At 51.7% G+C, this 20,311-nt stretch carries 16 protein-coding genes and 1 pseudogene; 5 read left to right on the forward strand and 12 right to left on the reverse strand.

All coding sequences use genetic code 11. From position 1 onward, the window contains the following. The first annotated feature begins 255 nt into the window (after positions 1-255). Positions 256-570: a DUF485 domain-containing protein gene (locus AACU94_RS19230; protein WP_001337746.1), complete on the forward strand. Its 315-nt coding sequence runs from the start codon at positions 256-258 to the stop codon at positions 568-570. Then, positions 567-2,216 (forward strand): cation/acetate symporter ActP, encoded by a 1,650-nt coding sequence (gene actP, locus AACU94_RS19235; RefSeq protein WP_000832550.1) that lies wholly within the window; start codon positions 567-569, stop codon positions 2,214-2,216. Before AACU94_RS19230 ends, actP begins: the two co-directional genes overlap by 4 nt. Positions 2,217-2,298: 82 nt before the next feature. Here actP and AACU94_RS19240 read toward each other — a convergent pair whose 3' ends face one another. From AACU94_RS19240 to soxR, 3 genes are all read right to left on the reverse strand, one after another. Then, positions 2,299-3,948: a Na+/H+ antiporter gene (locus AACU94_RS19240; protein ID WP_130205832.1), complete on the reverse strand. Its 1,650-nt coding sequence runs from the start codon at positions 3,946-3,948 to the stop codon at positions 2,299-2,301. Between the two features lie 149 nt (positions 3,949-4,097). After that, positions 4,098-5,447 (reverse strand): guanine/hypoxanthine transporter GhxP, encoded by a 1,350-nt coding sequence (gene ghxP, locus AACU94_RS19245; protein ID WP_130205830.1) that lies wholly within the window; start codon positions 5,445-5,447, stop codon positions 4,098-4,100. Positions 5,448-5,990: 543 nt separating this feature from the next. Continuing rightward, complete coding sequence (soxR, locus tag AACU94_RS19250; protein ID WP_000412428.1) at positions 5,991-6,455, reverse strand: redox-sensitive transcriptional activator SoxR; 465 nt, start codon at positions 6,453-6,455, stop codon at positions 5,991-5,993. An 85-nt stretch (positions 6,456-6,540) separates the two neighbouring features. Here soxR and soxS point away from each other — a divergent pair, with 85 nt between their 5' ends. Next, positions 6,541-6,864 (forward strand): superoxide response transcriptional regulator SoxS, encoded by a 324-nt coding sequence (gene soxS / locus AACU94_RS19255; protein WP_000019357.1) that lies wholly within the window; start codon positions 6,541-6,543, stop codon positions 6,862-6,864. Positions 6,865-6,866: 2 nt separating this feature from the next. Here soxS and AACU94_RS19260 read toward each other — a convergent pair whose 3' ends face one another. Beyond that, positions 6,867-8,453, reverse strand: coding sequence for an EAL domain-containing protein (locus AACU94_RS19260; RefSeq protein WP_135490087.1), 1,587 nt, complete (start codon positions 8,451-8,453; stop codon positions 6,867-6,869). Between the two features lie 439 nt (positions 8,454-8,892). On the opposite strand from AACU94_RS19260, the gene AACU94_RS19265 reads away from it, so the two are divergent. After that, positions 8,893-9,174: a YjcB family protein gene (locus tag AACU94_RS19265; RefSeq protein ID WP_135385191.1), complete on the forward strand. Its 282-nt coding sequence runs from the start codon at positions 8,893-8,895 to the stop codon at positions 9,172-9,174. A gap of 98 nt (positions 9,175-9,272) precedes the next feature. Here AACU94_RS19265 and ssb1 read toward each other — a convergent pair whose 3' ends face one another. Next, entirely contained in the window at positions 9,273-9,809 is a 537-nt protein-coding gene (gene ssb1 / locus AACU94_RS19270) for a single-stranded DNA-binding protein SSB1 (protein WP_000168309.1), read from the reverse strand. Positions 9,810-10,061: 252 nt separating this feature from the next. Here ssb1 and uvrA point away from each other — a divergent pair, with 252 nt between their 5' ends. Further along, the gene (gene uvrA / locus AACU94_RS19275; RefSeq protein ID WP_130205822.1) at positions 10,062-12,884 is read left to right on the forward strand and encodes an excinuclease ABC subunit UvrA; all 2,823 of its coding nucleotides are present in this window, start codon (positions 10,062-10,064) and stop codon (positions 12,882-12,884) included. A gap of 207 nt (positions 12,885-13,091) precedes the next feature. Here uvrA and AACU94_RS19285 read toward each other — a convergent pair whose 3' ends face one another. The 7 genes and pseudogenes from AACU94_RS19285 to AACU94_RS19315 form a co-directional block, all read right to left on the reverse strand. Beyond that, positions 13,092-13,448, reverse strand: coding sequence for an MmcQ/YjbR family DNA-binding protein (locus AACU94_RS19285; RefSeq protein ID WP_135490088.1), 357 nt, complete (start codon positions 13,446-13,448; stop codon positions 13,092-13,094). A 3-nt stretch (positions 13,449-13,451) separates the two neighbouring features. Continuing rightward, a pseudogene (locus AACU94_RS19290) lies at positions 13,452-13,869 on the reverse strand (secondary thiamine-phosphate synthase enzyme YjbQ). A gap of 110 nt (positions 13,870-13,979) precedes the next feature. Then, positions 13,980-14,693, reverse strand: a complete 714-nt coding sequence (gene aphA / locus AACU94_RS19295) for an acid phosphatase AphA (protein WP_130205816.1) — start codon at positions 14,691-14,693, stop codon at positions 13,980-13,982. Positions 14,694-15,032: 339 nt separating this feature from the next. Beyond that, on the reverse strand, positions 15,033-16,226 hold the full coding sequence (tyrB, locus tag AACU94_RS19300) for an aromatic amino acid transaminase (protein ID WP_135385193.1): 1,194 nt from the start codon (positions 16,224-16,226) through the stop codon (positions 15,033-15,035). A 253-nt stretch (positions 16,227-16,479) separates the two neighbouring features. Next, the gene (gene alr / locus AACU94_RS19305; protein ID WP_130218569.1) at positions 16,480-17,559 is read right to left on the reverse strand and encodes an alanine racemase; all 1,080 of its coding nucleotides are present in this window, start codon (positions 17,557-17,559) and stop codon (positions 16,480-16,482) included. 52 nt (positions 17,560-17,611) lie between these two features. Further along, positions 17,612-19,027 (reverse strand): replicative DNA helicase, encoded by a 1,416-nt coding sequence (dnaB, locus tag AACU94_RS19310; RefSeq protein WP_130205810.1) that lies wholly within the window; start codon positions 19,025-19,027, stop codon positions 17,612-17,614. A gap of 70 nt (positions 19,028-19,097) precedes the next feature. Then, entirely contained in the window at positions 19,098-20,132 is a 1,035-nt protein-coding gene (locus tag AACU94_RS19315) for a LacI family DNA-binding transcriptional regulator (RefSeq protein WP_130205808.1), read from the reverse strand. Positions 20,133-20,311 lie beyond the last annotated feature (179 nt).

Raw genomic sequence — 20,311 nt, forward strand, 5'->3', positions numbered from 1 at the left:
GTAGGCCTGATAAGACGCGACAGCGACGCATCAGGCGTTGATTGCCGGATGCGGCGTAAACGCCTTATCCGCCTACATTCGGCAACAGTTGTAGGCCTGATAAGACGCGACAGCGGCGCATCAGGCATTGATTGCCGGATGCGGTGCAAGCACCTTATCCGGCCTACATTCGGCAAGGGTTACTCGAGCGTTAACCTTCTCCCATAAGGGAGCGGGAATTAAAACAATCCCTACATTACCTCTGGAGAATCTGTGATGAATGGTACGATTTATCAGCGGATAGAAGACAATGCGCATTTCAGGGAGTTAGTCGAAAAACGGCAACGGTTTGCCACCATCCTGTCGATTATTATGCTGGCAGTTTATATCAGCTTTATTTTACTGATCGCCTTTGCGCCCGGCTGGCTGGGCACCCCGCTGAATCCGAACACCAGCGTTACACGCGGTATTCCCGTTGGCGTTGGGGTCATTGTTATCTCCTTTGTTCTCACTGGTATCTACATCTGGCGGGCGAACGGCGAATTCGACCGTCTAAATAATGAAGTCCTGCATGAGGTACAAGCATCATGAAAAGAGTTCTGACGGCGCTTGCCGCCACACTCCCTTTCGCAGCTAACGCCGCGGATGCTATTAGCGGGGCCGTTGAGCGCCAGCCAACAAACTGGCAGGCGATTATTATGTTCCTGATTTTCGTCGTGTTCACGCTCGGCATTACCTACTGGGCGTCAAAACGCGTACGTTCTCGTAATGACTACTACACCGCAGGCGGCAATATCACTGGCTTCCAGAACGGGCTGGCGATTGCCGGGGACTATATGTCTGCCGCCTCATTTTTGGGGATCTCCGCGCTGGTGTTTACTTCCGGCTATGACGGGCTGATCTACTCGCTGGGCTTCCTGGTGGGCTGGCCAATCATTCTGTTCCTGATTGCTGAACGTCTGCGTAACCTGGGCCGCTATACCTTTGCGGATGTGGCTTCTTACCGTCTGAAACAAGGGCCGATTCGTATTCTTTCGGCTTGTGGTTCTCTGGTGGTGGTGGCGCTTTACCTTATCGCCCAGATGGTGGGCGCAGGTAAACTTATCGAGCTGCTGTTTGGCCTTAACTATCACATTGCCGTGGTACTGGTCGGCGTGCTGATGATGATGTACGTCCTGTTCGGCGGCATGCTGGCGACCACCTGGGTACAGATTATCAAAGCCGTTCTGTTGCTGTTCGGTGCCAGCTTTATGGCCTTTATGGTGATGAAACACGTCGGCTTTAGCTTCAACAATCTGTTCAGCGAAGCGATGGCGGTACACCCAAAAGGTGTCGACATCATGAAGCCGGGCGGACTGGTGAAAGATCCGATCTCAGCACTGTCGCTGGGGCTTGGACTGATGTTTGGTACGGCTGGCTTGCCGCATATTCTGATGCGCTTCTTTACGGTCAGCGATGCCCGCGAAGCGCGTAAGAGCGTGTTCTACGCCACCGGGTTTATGGGCTACTTCTATATCCTGACCTTTATTATCGGCTTCGGCGCAATCATGTTGGTTGGTGCAAATCCGGAATATAAAGACGCGGCGGGCCATCTGATTGGTGGTAACAACATGGCGGCAGTTCACCTGGCCAATGCGGTGGGCGGCAACCTGTTCCTCGGCTTTATTTCAGCGGTTGCTTTCGCCACTATCCTCGCGGTGGTTGCGGGTCTGACGCTGGCAGGCGCTTCCGCGGTTTCTCACGACCTGTACGCCAACGTCTTCAAAAAAGGCGCGACCGAACGTGAAGAGCTGCGGGTATCAAAAATCACCGTGCTGATTTTGGGCGTGATCGCGATTATCCTCGGCGTGCTGTTTGAGAATCAGAACATCGCCTTCATGGTGGGCCTGGCGTTTGCCATCGCCGCGAGCTGCAACTTCCCAATCATTCTGCTTTCCATGTACTGGTCGAAGTTGACTACTCGTGGCGCAATGATGGGCGGCTGGTTAGGGCTGATTACTGCGGTAGTACTGATGATCCTCGGCCCAACGATTTGGGTACAGATCCTCGGTCACGAAAAAGCCATCTTCCCGTACGAATATCCGGCGCTATTCTCAATCAGCGTGGCATTCCTCGGCATCTGGTTCTTCTCGGCAACCGATAATTCAGCGGAAGGGGCGCGCGAGCGTGAACTGTTCCGTGCGCAATTTATCCGTTCCCAGACCGGCTTTGGCGTTGAGCAGGGCCGCGCGCATTAATCTCCACTAGCCTCTGGTCACCTGACCAACGGTAAAAAGGTGCGATGTACTGCACCTTTTTACCGATTACACCGCCAAAGCGTTATTGGTTCTCTTCAATTAACAACGCTTCCAGCAGATCGAGATCGTGTAGCAACTTTTGCAGCGTTTCGTTGCTGATCTCCCGCGTGGCGCGCAGGTGATAAAGTTCCGCACGTTCAGAACGCAACGCCGCCAGACGGAAGCGACGCTCCAGGTTCTCTTCCTGGACAGAACTTTCAACGTCGTTTCGGCCGTCGGCGCGACGACGCAGGTTACCGATGACGCGAGAGCTGACTTCGGTAAGCAGCTGGTTGTCGATATTCTCTTCAGTGTCCGCCGCCAGTCGCTCTTCCATTTTCTGGATCGCCACAATCGCCACTTCTGCCGTTGCCGCGCGCGCAATGCGTTCCTCTTTCAACTGCTGAGAATGATCTGCGACTTCAATGTGTTGCAGCAGAACAGGCAGCATCACCACGCCAACAAACAGCGAGAAGAGAATGACGCCAGCCGCCAGGAACACCAGCTCATAACGCGCCGGGAAGACGTTGCCATCCGGCAACAGCAGCGGAATAGAGAGCACACCAGCCAGGGTGATAGCCCCGCGAACCCCGGCAAAAGACGCGATAAGAATTTCTCGTGTGGTCCACGAACCAAACTCCATCGGTTTCTTCTTCAGGAAGCGGTTACTGAACTTTTTCATCGTCCACAGCCAGCCGAAACGGACCAGCATGAGCGCTGCGTAAATCAAGATGATGTCGGTAAACAGCATCCAGATTTCGACGTTCGGGTCGATCTCTGCCGCCATCAGCGACGTCTCCAGAATGCCCGGCAGTTGCAGGCCCAACAGCAAGAACACCATGCCGTTAAAGACAAACTCCAGCATCGCCCAGGTGCTGTTCGCACGCAGACGCATCGCCAGCGGCGCACGGCGCATCACGCCTGAACGGGTAATGGTCATCCCGGCAGCAACTGCCGCAAGGATACCGGAAACGCCAATATGTTCGGCAATCAGATAAGAGGCGAACGGCAGCAGGAACAGCAGGACTATCTGTGTCGCAGGTTCATCGCCGCCCCAGCGGCTCAGGAAGCGCAGCGAGCGACCATATAGCCAGCTCACCACAAATCCCGCGAGAATACCGCCGATCGCGACTTTCATAAATTCGACCGTCGCACCGCCAACAGTGAAGATCATGGTCCCCATCGCGACTGCCACGGCAAACTTCAACGACACCAGGCCGGAGGCGTCATTCATCAACGCTTCGCCCTGCAAAATACCCATGATTTTTTTCGGTATTCGCCCTTCGCCAACAATCCCGGAGAGCGCCACGGCATCGGTCGGAGAGAGCACCGCCGCTAGCGCAAAGGCCGGAATTAGCGGAATGCCTGGCACCACCCAGTAAATGAGGAAGCCAATGCCGACTACGGTGACTACCACCAGCGCCAGCGCAAGACCGAAGATCTCTCGGCCATGTTCGAGAAATTCACGAGTCGGCGTTTTCCAGCCATCAGCAAACAGCAGCGGCGGGATAAACAAAACTAAAAAGAGTTCAGGATCAAACTCCACATGCAAACCAAACGTCGGCCACGCCAGTAGCGCACCAATGGCGATTTGCATAAGCGGAAGCGGGATCTGAAAGGGCATGACACGAGTGACCACCCCGGACAGCGAAACCACGAGGGTCATTATCAGTATGGTAAAGAAGATTTCCATGCGTTCCCTGTTTGCGATGTTTTATGGTTTGAGAAAGGCGTTATGCCTGAATTCTCAGTTTTTTCAGAATATCGCAAAAGCTCACACAATGTACGGAGAAAATAAAAACGGGCGGCCATTGCCACCCGTTTTCAGAATCTTATTAAAGATTAGATAGCCCAGCCACCCGCGTAGAAGGTCACCAGTGCCGCGGCGATAACAACCGTACCAATGTTCAGCTTACGCCATTCGCCAGAAACCAGACGCCCAATAACCAGGGTAGCGAAACCGATCATAATGCCGGTCACGATGTTACAAGTCAGTACAATGAATACCGCCGTCACCAGCCCCGCCATCGCATCGACAAAATCAGCAAAGTCGATTTTAGCCACGTTGCTTAACATCAGCAGGCCAACATACATCAGCGCCGGAGCCGTTGCGTAACCTGGAACAAGGTAAGAGAGCGGAGAGAGGAACAGAATCAGCAGGAACAGCACGCCGACGGTGATTGCCGTCAGACCGGTTTTACCACCCGCTGCCGTACCCGCCGCAGACTCGATGTATACCGCGGCCGGAGCCGCCCCCACCAGGCCTGAGAAAACGCTGCTCAGGGAGTCGGTGGTCAGCGCTTTGCCGCCATCAATGATCTGCCCGTCTTTATCCAGCAGGTTCGCCTGACCGGCGACTGCACGGATGGTTCCGGTCGCATCAAAGACCGCAGTCATCACCAGCGCCAGTACGCTCGGCAGTACCACCGGATTCAGCGCGCCCATAATATCCAGGCTACCAATCAGCGAGTTACCATTTTCATCGCTCAATGACGGCATAGCGAAAACGCCGGAGAAATGAACGTTAGGATCGAAGATCAGGCCCACAATCGAGATACCGATAATGGTCAGCAGAATGCCGCCCGGCACTTTCAGTTTTTCCAGACCGACGATCACCGCCAGACCTACCAGCGACATAATAACCGGGAAGGTGGCGAAATCACCCAGCGCAACCGGCAGACCGTCGAGCGGATTTTTAATGACCAGGCCAACACCATTCGCAGCAATCAGCAGCAGGAACAGGCCGATACCAATCCCCGTACCGTGCGCCACACCGTGTGGCAAGTTGCGCAAAATCCAGCTACGGATACCCGTTGCAGAAATGACTGTAAACAGCACCCCCATCAGGAACACGGCGCCCAGCGCGACCGGAACGCTAATATGCTGCCCCAGCACCAGGCTGAATGCAGTAAACGCGGTCAGGGAGATAGCGCAACCGATAGCCAGCGGCAAATTGGCCCACAGCCCCATCGCGATAGAACCAATTCCGGCAACCAGACAGGTCGCAACAAAAACTGCTGCTGGTGGGAAGCCTGCTTTACCCAGCATGCCCGGAACGACGATGACCGAGTAGACCATCGCCAGAAACGTTGTTAACCCGGCAACCACTTCCTGACGGACAGTGCTTCCACGTTGTGAAATTTTAAACCAGGCGTCGAGTGAACCGCCGGTACGCGCTGATGGCGTAGACATAAAAAACATCCCCTGAGAGTTTATTTTTCGTCAAGATGCGTGGCGGACAATCCCCTGCCAGCGAAACGTTATCTTCCTGCTTCAGGTTTGCGACAATGTGGGGCGTCGCAAAAAAGCAAACGTTTAGCTCCGCGCATACAAAACGGGTGGTAAAAAAAGCAAACGATTATCCGGCGATCATAGCGGCTTTTTCAACCGAAGTTTGCTGCTTTTTTCCCTTTTCTTGTATTGACGATTAAAAACCAGGCAATTGATGCGCAAACGTTATCGTCGATGCGCAAAATTACGGCATTTGTAGGTAGCTTGTAGCGAAGGGTTGCAGTAAAAAATCGTGCAAGATGGCAAAAATATTGCGGCTAAAAAACGTCTTTTTGCACTGGCGAAGATACGGAGTCGGCATACAATTAAAGTATCAACACCAACCGGAACCTCCACCACGTGCTCGAATGAGGTGTGTTGACGTCGGGGGAAACCCTCCTGTGTACCAGCGGGATAGAGTGAAAGACAAAGACCGGAAACAAACTAAAGCGCCCTTGTGGCGCTTTAGTTTTGCTCGTCTTCCAGCAAACGCGCGCCAGTACCTTCTTCCCCTAATCGGTCGCCCGGGTTACGCAACGGGCAGTCGCTACGCGAAAGGCAGCCGCAGCCAATACAACCGTCCAGTTCATCTCGCAGAGCCACTAAGGTATGAATGCGCCGATCTAATTCTTCTCGCCATTGCGAAGAAAGCTGCTTCCACTCTTTGGCGCTTAATGTATGCCCTTCAGGCAACACACCAAATGCTTCACCAATAGTCGCCAATGGAATGCCAATACGTTGAGCAATCTTGATAATCGCCACATATCGCAACACATCACGCTTATATCGTCGCTGATTGCCGCTATTTCGAATACTGGTAATCAGCCCTTTGCTCTCATAGAAATGCAGTGCAGATACCGCTACCCCACTGCGTTTCGCCACTTCGCCTGGGGTGAGCAAGGCTTTAATGCGGGGTAATTTCTTTTCCATAAATCGCTTTACCTCAAGTTAACTTGAGGAATTATACTCCCCAACAGATGAATTAACGAACTGAACACTGAAAAGAGGCAGATTTATGTCCCATCAGAAAATTATTCAGGATCTTATCGCATGGATTGACGAGCATATTGACCAGCCACTGAACATTGATGTCGTCGCAAAAAAATCAGGTTATTCAAAGTGGTACTTACAGCGGATGTTCCGCACGGTAACGCATCAGACACTTGGTGATTACATTCGTCAACGCCGCCTGTTACTGGCTGCCGTTGAGTTGCGCACCACCGAGCGCCCTATTTTTGATATCGCAATGGATCTTGGGTATGTCTCGCAGCAGACCTTTTCCCGCGTTTTCCGTCGGCAGTTTGATCGCACTCCCAGCGATTATCGCCACCGTATCTAGAATTATTGCCCGCACATTAACTCATGTGCGGGTAATTTCCCTGTCCATTCCATAAACATTTGCGGCGGCATCGCCTTTGCAAAATACCAGCCCTGGCAATAACGCACGCCGCGTTTGCGCAGCCAATTAACCTGCTCCGACGTTTCTACCCCTTCCGCTATCGTTTTTAGCCCCAGACTGTGCGCCAGTTCAATGATGTGTTCCGCAATCAAATGGCTGGTTTTGTGCGTGGTCAGCGTCTCAACAAACGATTTATCGATTTTCAAAATATCGATATTCAATGAATTAAGGTTGTGTAAGTTGGAGTAGCCAATACCGAAGTCATCAATCGCAACTTCATAACCGGCCTGACGGAAAGCATGAATAATCGGCGTCATTTTGGTGACATCAAGAAACGCATGTTCAGTGACTTCAAATTTAATTTGCTGCGGACGCACCGCGTATTGCTCTATTTTCTGATTGGTTCGCGCAATTAAACGCGATGTATGAAAGTCGGAGGCCGACAGGTTAATAGAAACATAGCGATCGGCATGTGTTGCCAGATACGCCCCCAGATCGCTGAATACATTATCAATAACATAATCAGTGACTAACTCAATCATCCCCTCTTTTTCCGCCAATGGGATAAACTCTGCCGGACTCATCACTTGCCCCTGGCCACCTGGCCAACGTAGCAACGCTTCAGCGCCAATACATTTTTCTGTTTTGATATCGATAATTGGCTGGTAATAAAGACAAAGCTGTCTTTTTTCGAGGGCGCGTTGCAATTTGCGTTTGGGTGACTGGTACTCCTGGCTAATCCGCAACCAGAGTAACAGGAGTACCAGACTGCAAAAAATACCTGCGGGCAAAGCAAAGATAAGATGATTATAAAAATGAGCGATAAGACGTTTATTTGAAATGGCAACAATGGCCGCTATCGGGCGTTTTGTTGAATGTACCATTGCATACAAATGACCATTTCGTTGCACCGTTAAATCATTCAGATGAATTAACGGAGTAAACGTTTCAGCCGAGGCCTGGTTGCTTAACGAAAAAAAGGTTTTCGTCACCGTATCATACACGCCCCATTGCAACGTCGGATCGTCAGATATCACCTCGCTCCAGAATAAAGGATTGATGACCGCCACATAATTACCCCGCTGCATATAAGTCATTTTATAACCGGAGAAAAAAGGGGTATCGCGGTAATAATAGATAGAAATGTCAGGGTCACGCTTATAATCCGCGGGGGCGATCATATATCCGTCAGCGGGAGCGATAAGCGAAGAACATAAAAAACGGTTATCCTGGGCATATATCAGTTCATTGATATAAAGATAGCCACGAATAATATTCAACATTCGCTTCTGATGATCCGGAGTGCAAACTTGCCCCTGATAGCGTTCCGCTTCATCGCTCGCTGAATCTGCCTGTTGAATGACCAGCTCGGATTTATCCAGCGCCAGTTGGGCAAAGACACGAAGCTGATTGTTCACTTCTGATTTTGCCCAAATGAAGGCAATCCATAGTGACAGGATGATGGGAAGAAGTGCTACAAAGATAATGCCCGGCAACGCCAGCAACTTGTGTCGTGCACGATGACTCATTTCTATCAATTCCCTGTCTGGTTATAGCTGGTCATTGCAAGGTGAAAACCCTGGCCACCGACGACGTTAGATAAATCTTACGGTATAAATAGCACTTTTGCCTGATTTGAAATTGATACCTTTATAATCGTTGTTTTAATAAAAATAACACGCTGATATCAAAAAGAATTTACTAAAAAATGCGGGTCAGTCAGGAATGTACGATATTTTGTATTTCCACGACGCCACTGAAAAACCACAAAATAAGCACGCTAATAAAAATAGTGACTCTATCTGGCTAACAAACAACCAATTGTGATATAGTTCACAAAAATAATGAAACACACTAATTGTTTCATTTTGGTATTTTGTAAGCCCCATGATAGCCAGAGTGCATCACACCTCCCGTGAACAACACCGTGCTGTCCAGGGCATCGGTTATTTTCAGAGGAAATGTTCGATGGCTACCCTCACCACTGGCGTGGTTCTTCTTCGCTGGCAGCTTCTTAGCGCCGTACTGATGTTTATGGCAAGTACGCTCAACATCCGTTTTCGGCGGTCTGATTACGTAGGGCTCGCGGTGATCAGTAGTGGCCTGGGCGTTATTTCCGCCTGCTGGTTCGCGATGGGACTGCTCGGAATCACCATGATGGATATTGCCGCAATCTGGCACAATATTGAGTCGGTAATAGTGGAAGCCACAAATCAGGCACCGCCACAATGGCCGATGATTTTGGTGTGATATGCAGAAGCCTCCATTATGGAGGCTTCTTTTTTATCCCTGGCAGATGCGTTAATCACCTACCTTAAAACAATATAATCTATTGTTTTAAAACAAAATCAGAATGGGATATCGTCATCGAAATCCATCGGCGGCTCGTTAGACGGTGCTGCCGGAGCGGACTGCTGCGGGCGAGACTGCGCGCCGCCGCTGAACTGATTGCCACCCTGCGGCTGCTGAGGCTGGCCCCAACCGCCCTGCGGCTGACCGCCACCGACGTTACCGCCTGCCGGTGCACCACCGCCCTGACGGCCACCCAGCATCTGCATGGTGCCGCCAACGTTCACCACCACTTCCGTGGTGTAGCGATCCTGACCGGATTGATCGGTCCATTTGCGGGTACGCAGCTGACCTTCGATATAAACCTGGGAACCTTTACGCAGATATTCGCTGGCCACTTCAGCCAGTTTGCCGAACAGCACAACGCGGTGCCATTCAGTCTGCTCTTTCATCTCGCCGGTCGCTTTATCACGCCAGGATTCGGAAGTAGCCAGCGTAATGTTGGCAACTGCGCCACCATTTGGCATGTAGCGTACTTCCGGGTCCTGACCCAGATTACCAACGAGAATAACCTTGTTTACGCCTCTGCTGGCCATGTTCATGTCTCCTGAAAAAAAACGTTCTAATAAGTGTAAACGCGCGATTGTAGCATTACCAATAGCGGTTTTACTATGTTGTGACCTCGGTTCCGCTAAACAATTCTGGTCAAACATTGTTACATAGCGCTCTGGGTTTTGCATTCCAACACTGTATATTCATTCAGGTCATTCTGTGTCATAATTAACCGTTTGTGATCGCCGGTAGCACCATGCCACCGGGCAAAAAAGCGTTTAATCCGGGAAAGGTGAATGGATAAGATCGAAGTTCGGGGCGCCCGCACCCATAATCTCAAAAACATCAACCTCGTTATCCCCCGCGACAAACTCATTGTCGTGACCGGGCTTTCGGGTTCTGGCAAATCCTCGCTCGCTTTCGACACCTTATATGCCGAAGGGCAGCGTCGTTACGTTGAATCCCTTTCTGCCTACGCGCGGCAGTTTCTGTCACTGATGGAAAAGCCGGACGTCGATCATATTGAGGGGCTTTCACCCGCCATCTCAATTGAACAGAAATCGACGTCTCATAACCCGCGCTCCACGGTGGGGACAATCACCGAAATCCACGACTATTTGCGTCTGCTGTACGCTCGCGTCGGTGAGCCGCGCTGCCCGGACCACGATGTTCCGCTGGCGGCGCAAACCGTCAGCCAGATGGTGGATAACGTGCTGTCGCAGCCGGAAGGTAAACGTCTGATGCTGCTGGCGCCGATTATTAAAGAGCGCAAAGGCGAACACACGAAAACGCTGGAGAATCTGGCAAGTCAGGGCTACATCCGTGCACGTATAGATGGCGAAGTCTGCGATCTTTCCGATCCCCCGAAACTGGAACTGCAAAAGAAACACACCATTGAAGTGGTTATTGATCGTTTCAAAGTACGCGACGATCTCACCCAACGTCTGGCTGAGTCGTTTGAAACGGCGCTGGAGCTTTCTGGCGGTACGGCGGTCGTCGCTGATATGGACGATCCAAAAGCGGAAGAACTGCTTTTCTCCGCCAACTTCGCCTGTCCGATTTGCGGCTACAGTATGCGTGAACTGGAACCGCGTCTGTTTTCGTTTAACAACCCGGCGGGGGCCTGCCCGACCTGTGACGGCCTCGGCGTACAACAATATTTCGATCCTGACCGTGTGATCCAAAACCCGGAACTGTCGCTGGCTGGCGGTGCGATCCGCGGCTGGGATCGCCGCAACTTCTATTACTTCCAGATGCTGAAATCGCTGGCAGATCACTATAAGTTCGACGTCGAAGCGCCGTGGGGCAGCCTGAGCGCGAACGTGCATAAAGTGGTGTTGTACGGGTCTGGCAAAGAAAACATCGAATTCAAATACATGAACGATCGTGGCGATACCTCCATTCGTCGTCATCCGTTCGAAGGCGTGCTGCATAATATGGAGCGCCGTTATAAAGAGACGGAATCCAGCGCGGTACGCGAAGAGTTAGCCAAGTTTATCAGCAATCGCCCGTGTACCAGCTGCGACGGAACACGTCTGCGTCGGGAAGCGCGCCACGTGTATGTCGAGAATACGCCGCTGCCTGCTATCTCCGACATGAGCATTGGTCATGCGATGGAGTTTTTCAACAATCTCAAACTCGCCGGACAACGCGCGAAGATTGCGGAAAAAATCCTCAAAGAGATTGGCGACCGCCTGAAATTTCTCGTTAACGTCGGTCTGAACTATCTAACACTTTCCCGCTCGGCAGAAACGCTTTCCGGCGGTGAAGCCCAGCGTATCCGTCTGGCGAGCCAGATTGGCGCGGGGCTGGTTGGCGTTATGTACGTGCTGGACGAACCGTCTATCGGCCTGCACCAGCGCGATAACGAGCGCCTGCTGGGTACACTTATCCATCTGCGCGATCTCGGTAATACCGTGATTGTGGTGGAGCACGATGAAGACGCGATTCGCGCCGCTGACCATGTGATCGACATTGGCCCGGGCGCTGGTGTACACGGTGGTGAAGTGGTCGCGGAAGGTCCGCTGGAAGCGATTATGGCGGTGCCGGAGTCGTTGACCGGGCAGTACATGAGCGGCAAACGCAAGATTGAAGTGCCGAAGAAACGCGTTCCGGCGGATCCAGAAAAAGTGTTGAAGCTGACAGGCGCGCGTGGCAACAACCTGAAAGACGTAACGCTGACACTGCCAGTCGGTCTGTTTACCTGCATTACAGGTGTTTCAGGTTCCGGTAAATCGACGCTGATTAACGACACACTGTTCCCGATTGCCCAACGTCAGTTGAATGGTGCGACCATCGCCGAACCGGCACCGTATCGCGATATTCAGGGACTCGAGCATTTCGATAAAGTCATCGATATCGACCAAAGCCCGATTGGTCGTACTCCGCGTTCTAACCCGGCGACCTATACCGGCGTGTTTACGCCTGTACGTGAACTGTTTGCGGGCGTACCGGAATCCCGCGCGCGCGGTTATACGCCAGGACGTTTCAGCTTTAACGTCCGTGGCGGTCGTTGCGAAGCCTGTCAGGGCGATGGCGTGATCAAAGTGGAGATGCACTTCCTGCCGGATATCTACGTGCCGTGCGACCAGTGCAAAGGTAAACGCTATAACCGTGAAACGCTGGAGATTAAGTACAAAGGCAAAACCATCCACGAAGTGCTGGATATGACCATCGAAGAAGCGCGTGAGTTCTTCGATGCCGTACCGGCGCTGGCGCGTAAGCTGCAAACGTTGATGGACGTTGGCCTGACGTATATCCGCCTCGGGCAGTCCGCAACCACGCTTTCCGGCGGTGAAGCCCAGCGCGTGAAGCTGGCGCGTGAGCTGTCAAAACGCGGCACCGGGCAGACGCTGTATATTCTCGACGAGCCGACTACCGGCCTGCACTTCGCCGATATTCAGCAACTGCTCGACGTGCTGCATAAACTGCGCGATCAGGGCAACACCATTGTGGTGATTGAGCACAATCTCGACGTAATTAAAACCGCCGACTGGATTGTCGACCTGGGACCAGAAGGCGGTAGCGGTGGCGGTGAAATCCTCGTCTCCGGTACGCCAGAAACCGTCGCGGAGTGCGAAGCATCACACACGGCACGCTTCCTCAAGCCGATGCTGTAATCGTTAAGGCCGCTTTCTGAGCGGCCTCAGATTATTAACAAAGTGCGCTTTGTTCTTGCCGGATGCGGTGTGAACGCCTTATCCGGCCTACAAAAACATGCAATTTCAATATATTGCAGGGATTACGTAGGCCTGATAAGCGTAGCGCATCAGGCAATTTTGCGTTTGTCATCATTCTCAGGCCGCTTGCTGAACGGTCTTTTCCTTTCAGAGTTGCACCAGCAATTTACGTTTTTCTTCCGGCAGCAAATTCACCGCCTGCTGATACGACGCATCGACCAGATAATAGATTTGCGAATCCGGCAACGAGCCGTCGAGATATACGGTGCTCCAGTGCGCTTTGTTCAGATGCCGACTGGGACGCACATCGCTATGCTGCTGTCGCAAAAGCTCGGCCAGCGCAGGGCTGGTTTTCAGCGAAACCGCTGGGCGATTTTCCACTTCTTTCACCATCGCAAACAGCACATCTTCCACTTTGATTTGCGTTGCTTTCCAGTCACTATGCACACTCTGTTCTGCGCCTGGTTTTGCCATGCAATAATGTAGCAACTCCGAAATGGTCATTTTTTACTCCCCTTGTAGTGTCGCGATAATGCGACGCGAACCGCCGTGGATGCGATGTTCCCCAAGCCATATTCCCTGCCAGGTGCCGGTCTGAATACGCCCCTGATGCACTGGCAATACGAGCGATACCCCCAGCATCGAGGATTTGATATGAGAAGGCATATCGTCTGCCCCTTCATAGTCATGCTCATAGTTTCCGTTGTCGGGAACGGTGCGTAGGAAAAAAACGCTCCATGTCATAGCGTACTGTGGGGTCGCAATTCTCATTAAGTGTCAGAGAGGCGGAAGTGTGTTGCAGCAACAGGTGCAGTAAACCGACATTAACACGCGGCATATCAGCTAGTTGAGTCAGGATTTCATCCGTTACCAAATGAAACCCACGAGATTTAGCGCTAAGCGTGAGCGTCTTTTGAAACCACATGTGCTGCTCCTTGATAAAACTCTCTTAATCAGTTTGCAGCAAGACAGCGAAAGGATAAAGGTGTGATTAAAAAAACAGCATTCGGGAGAGTCAGGCGCTCTCCCGACTTATCAGTATTCTGAATTGATGATCACCTCTTCATCGAATGCACCCGCTTGTGGCAAGGGTTTGTAGGTAGAGTTAGAGGCTCGCAGAATGCGGATGCCACGGATGCCAACATCACGCGCAGCGGTAATATCGTTATCGGAATCACCATAAAAAATTCGGATATTTTTATCCTGTAGCCACTGCGTTTTTGTATTTTGTCCTGCTTTATCGCCCGCAAAAATCACCGGGTTCATACTGGTTGCAGGAATGTGAAAGTCATCAGCCAGCGTTTTTGACACTGTTTCAGTTTTCGTAGGGCTACGACCTGTCACAAAGAAAATGGTGTCGCCACGGCGGACATGCATATCAATCAGCTGACGCGCGACCTCTTTTGGAATACTGAATTCATCCCAACCGTTGTTCATCTTTTCCCAGAATGCCGGGTTTTTTAGATAATCTTCGCTTTCTGGAGAGAACGTTTTTTTGCCGCGCCAGAATCCAGGGCTGGAAAACAGAACAGTGTCATCAATATCAAACCCTACTGCCATCTGTGGGCGTCCTGCCAGACTGTTTTCAATTTGGGCGACTGAAACCCAATGAATTGGCGCCTGTTCAGCGAGTTTGGCTACGTTAGTACCCGGATTAAGCGGTGAAGGTGATGAGGCCAGGGCAACAGCGGAACTGTTTAGAGCGAACAATAAGCAAACGGCACTCAATGCCTGTGTGATCTTGCGCATATTTTTCCCTAAATAGTCAGTAAGTTAAAACTTTTTATTGTGAGATTTGTTGAAAAAACCATCTGACCATAACGCCAGCAGCGGGGGAAAGAAAGGATTATCTGCGGTTTTGTTAGAGAAAGGGAGCAGGATCACATGAGAGAAGTTCGTGTTTTTTAATAGCTTAATGTCTAGCCGTGGAGTAGGTATATCCATTTAGTCCGTGGTTAATATCGCTTACCAGAAGTGAGCGGCTTTATATGAGGGGTAGAATATTTCCTTCTCTCTATTCTCAATGATACTAATTATATCAACGAGTTAAAATTGAGCAGGCGGCTGTTCAACCACCTGCTAACGACATTACATCACGGCTGCAAACGCCTTCGCCACGCGATGCACATTTTGCGCATTAAGTCCGGCAACACACATGCGGCCGCTGGCAATCAGGTAAACACCAAACTCTTCACGCAGTCGGTCAACCTGAGCAGCGCTTAAACCGGTATAGCTGAACATGCCGCGCTGCTTAAGCAGATAATCAAAATTGCGTTCTGGCATCTCTTTACTCAATACCTTCACCAGTTCCTGACGCATCGCCAGAATACGGGTACGCATTTCTTCCACTTCTGCCAGCCAGCTAGCTTTTAACGCCGCATCATTCAGCACCGTAGCCACCACCTGCGCACCAAAATTCGGCGGGCTGGAGTAGTTACGGCGAACAGTTGCTTTCAACTGCCCCAGTACGCGGCCTGCGGCTTCGGCATCTTCACACACCACAGAAAGACCGCCAACACGCTCGCCGTAAAGGGAGAAAATTTTTGAGAATGAATTGCTCACCAGAGCAGGTAATCCGGCGCTGGCGATCGCGCGAATGGCATAGGCATCTTCTTCCATACCGGCACCAAATCCTTGATAGGCAATATCGAGGAATGGAATAAGCTCGCGTGCTTTGAGAATTTCAATCACCGCGTCCCACTGGTCGTTGGCGAGATCGGCGCCCGTTGGGTTATGGCAGCACGGATGCAGCAGCACAATGCTGCGGGCAGGTAATGTTTTCAGCGTCGCCAACAGGTCATTAAAACGCACGCCGTTGGTTGCTTCGTCATACCAGGGGTAAGTACTCACTTCAAATCCAGCCCCCGCGAATATTGCCACATGGTTTTCCCAGGTGGGATCGCTGACCCAGACGCCTGATTCCGGGAAGTAGCGTTTCAGGAAGTCAGCGCCTACTTTTAATGCCCCCGAACCACCGAGCGTCTGAATGGTCGCCACACGCTGTTGTTGTAGCACCGGATGGTCAGCGCCAAACAGCAGCGGCGAAATGGCATGGCGATAGCTGTTCAGCCCTTCCATCGGCAAATAAAGCGAAGCGCCATGAGGTTGTGCATTCAGACGCGCTTCCGCTTCCGCGACAGCTTTTAGTTGCGGAATAATCCCGTCTTCGTTGTAGTACAGGCCGATACTCAAATTCACTTTGTCGCTGCGAGTGTCTTCTTTAAAACGCTCCATAAGCGAAAGAATCGGGTCGCCAGCATAGGCGTCAACTTTTTGAAACACGCGATGGTTCTCCAGGTTTACGGGCAGGTGGTTAAAACACAATAAACCGGAAGATGGCGAAGATCGAGAGGATGTTCAGCGACGAACGGCAATTAGCAACCGAGTGAGACTCATGACAAACGCACAATCGCCAGATGCACGGCCTTTATAAGAGCCATGCGAGAAAATCAATTTATTGAATTTACAAGATATTACGTGCCGGATAAGGCATTCACGCCGCATCCGGCACAGACAAGCAACTATTACAGAACGACTAGTCCACGTATTTCATCGCGACCCTTGACGTCAGGCGCGTGATAAGTTCGTAAGCACTCACTTTTGTTATTTCTGCGATACGTTCTACGGGCAAACCTTCGCCCCATAAAATGACCTGGTCCCCGGCTTTATCCTGCGCCTGTGGACCTAAATCTACGCAGATCATATCCATCGCCACGCGACCAACAATCGGCACTTCACGACCATTAACCAGCACTGGCGTACCGGACGGCGCGGCGCGCGGGTAGCCATCGCCATAGCCCATCGCCACCACGCCAAGGCGGGTATCGCGCTCGCTAATCCAGGTGCCGCCATAGCCTACCGGTTCACCCGCTTTATGCTCACGCACGGCAATCAGGCTGGAGGTCAGAGACATCACTGGCTGGCAACCGAAATCAGCACCGGTGGAGCCATCTTCCAGCGGTGACACGCCGTAAAGAATGATGCCCGGGCGCACCCAATCAAAATGCGACTGCGGCCATAACAAAATTCCACCCGATGCGGCGATTGAACGCTTGCCGGGTTTGCCTTCGCAAAAGGTATTGAAGATATCGAGTTGTTTCTCAGTCGCGCCGCATTTTGGCTCATCAGCGCGAGCAAAGTGGCTGACAATATTTACCGGCTGACGGACGTTTTTACATTGCGTAAGACGTTGGTAAAACGCCTCAGCTTGTTCCGGTAACACGCCCAGTCGGTGCATACCGGTGTCGAGTTTCATCCAGACGGTAACTGGCTCCTCCAGACTGGCCTCTTCCAGAGCAGCGAGCTGTTCTTCGTTATGCACGGCGGTATGCAGATGTTCAGCGGAGATCGTCGGCAGATCGTCTGCTTCAAAAAAGCCTTCCAGTAACAAAATAGGTTGCGTGATGCCCCCTGCTCTAAGCCGCAGGGCTTCTTCGAGACGGGCTACGCCAAAGGCGTCGGCATCAGGAAGCGTTCGCGCGGTTTCAAGAAGACCGTGACCATAAGCGTTCGCTTTCACCACCGCAACCAGTTTACTGGCAGGTGCCAGTTCACGCAGACGTTGCAAGTTGTGTCGCAGAGCGCGGCGGTTAATCACTACAGTTGCCGCTTGCATTTGTATTCCTTGATAAGTGTTTGCTTTAATTACCTAATACATAAAATAATTATTATTCGTCATCGTACTGCGGCCCCGCGTAGTTGTCGAAGCGCGACCATTGACCGTTAAAGGTCAGACGTACCGTCCCGATTGGGCCGTTACGTTGTTTACCGATAATAATTTCCGCGATGCCTTTCAAATCACTGTTCTCGTGATAAACCTCATCACGATAGATAAACATGATCAAGTCCGCATCCTGCTCGATGGAGCCGGATTCACGCAAGTCGGAGTTGACCGGACGTTTGTCGGCACGTTGTTCCAGAGAACGGTTCAACTGGGACAGGGCCACCACCGGCACATTCAGTTCTTTTGCCAGCGCTTTCAGCGAGCGGGAGATTTCCGCAATTTCCAGCGTACGGTTGTCGGAAAGTGACGGCACACGCATCAACTGCAGGTAGTCGATCATGATAAGCCCAATGCCGCCGTGCTCACGGGCAATACGACGCGCGCGCGAGCGCACTTCCGTTGGCGTCAGACCGGAGGAGTCATCAATATAGATGTTACGTTTCTCGAGCAAAATGCCCATCGTGCCGGAAATACGCGCCCAATCTTCATCATCCAGCTGCCCGGTACGGATTTTGGTCTGGTCGACGCGCGACAGCGATGCCAGAGAACGCATCATAATCTGTTCCGATGGCATCTCCAGCGAGAAGATAAGCACCGGTTTATCCTGCAACATCGCCGCATTTTCGACGAGGTTCATCGCAAATGTCGTTTTACCCATCGACGGACGCGCCGCGACGATAATCAAGTCCGACGGCTGCAAACCGGCGGTTTTTTTGTTGAGATCGTCATAGCCGGTGTTTACCCCGGTGACGCCATCGTGCGGCTGCTGGAACAGTTGCTCAATACGCGCCACGGTAGCGTCGAGCACATCGGCGATGTTCTTCGGCCCTTCGTCTTTATTGGCACGACTTTCGGCAATTTTAAAGACACGGGATTCAGCAAGGTCGAGCAAGTCTTCACTGGTGCGCCCTTGCGGATCAAAACCAGCTTCGGCAATCTCGTTAGCAACCGAGATCATCTCACGGACAACAGCACGTTCGCGCACGATGTCAGCATAAGCGCTGATGTTCGCCGCACTTGGCGTATTTTTTGACAGCTCTGCCAGATAAGCGAAACCACCGACGCTATCAAGTTGCCCCTGGCGCTCCAGCGATTCCGCCAGAGTTATCAGGTCTATCGGGCTACCACCTTCCTGCAAACGCGCCATTTCGGTAAAGATATGGCGGTGCGGACGGGTGTAGAAATCGTCTGCCACTACACGCTCGGCCACATCGTCCCAGCGTTCGTTATCCAGCATTAAACCGCCCAACACCGACTGCTCCGCTTCGATCGAGTGCGGAGGCACTTTCAGCCCGGCAACTTGTGGATCGCGTTCGCGAAGCTCAGCCTGCTGTTTGTTGAAGGGTTTATTTCCAGCCATAGTGAATGGAGTTACCTGCTGTTAAAAAGGGATAGAGAGTATAGCGAGAAACAGTTTCTCGCTACAGCATTTAACGCCCCCGTCTTCCGGTAGAAGCGCGAATTTGCAGGGTTGGGCGATAGACGTAATGGCTGAGCGGTGCGTCTGGCTGCGCAATACGCCGTAAAATTTGCTGCGCCGCCTGTTTCCCCAGAGCCAATGGTTCTACCGCAATTGTGGTTAACGGCGGGTTACTGTAAGCACAAGCCGCCACGCCATCATTACCAATCAACGAAATATCTTCCCCGGCAAATAATCCTCTTTCGCCTAGTGCCGACTCCGCGCCAAAAGCCATTAAATCGTTATAACAAATCACCGCTGTGGGTGGCGAAGGCATATCCAACAGTTGTTGCATCAACTGGTAACCGTTGGCCTGAGTCGGTTCAGCGCGAAGCGAAAAAGCATCAGTGCTCCACGGCTGTAAATCATGATGGTTCATCGCCTCCAGGTATCCCTGATAACGCATATGGTGCGTAAGTCCCCCAATAAACACGATGTCTCTGTGCCCTTGTTGAATGAGATATTCCGTAGCTTCCCGGACGCCTGCGTGGCTGTCCACGCCAACGTAATCGACGGGCAATTGTTGCCAGTCCAGAGGGCGCATTGTGATTAATAAGGGTGTGGAACTGTTGGCATAACGCTGTAAATCGGCTTCTGAGGTGCTGTTTACTGGACAGAGGACAATGCCCGCAACGTGGTGTTCCAGCAAGGTATCAAGTACCTGTTTTTGCCGATCGCTACGCTGGGAGGTATTGGACATTACGGTGATAAAACCGTGCTCCGCCAGCGTGATCTCAAGGCCCATTGTAAATTCAGCGAAAAAAGGGTTGGTCAAATCATCAATCACCACGCCGATAGTCAGCGATTTTTGCGAACGCAGATTGGCAGCAAAACGGTTATAGACATAGCCTAATTGCTCAATGGCTTGCTGGACTTTTTGTTGCGTCTCTTTTTTGATAAGCGGACTGTCGTTGAGTACCAGCGACACGGTCGATTTCGAAACGCCAGCCGCACGTGCAACATCGGTTAATGTTACCCGCTTTCTTCCTGTATCCGACTTCGCCATGACTACTCCAAACCCCCATAAGATCAAGGCATTTACTTTATCATAATCTCCTTTTACTCATGCGATCCGTTAACGCCATGGATCGCAGGAGATCGTCGTTTCGATCACAGATTCATACTTCCCTTGTTGTATTTTTTGCACGCCAATCGTACAAATTACGCATAAATTAGATCGTTCCA

It is taken from the genome of Escherichia sp. E4702, from assembly GCF_963883545.1.
Classification (GTDB): Bacteria; Pseudomonadota; Gammaproteobacteria; order Enterobacterales; family Enterobacteriaceae; genus Escherichia.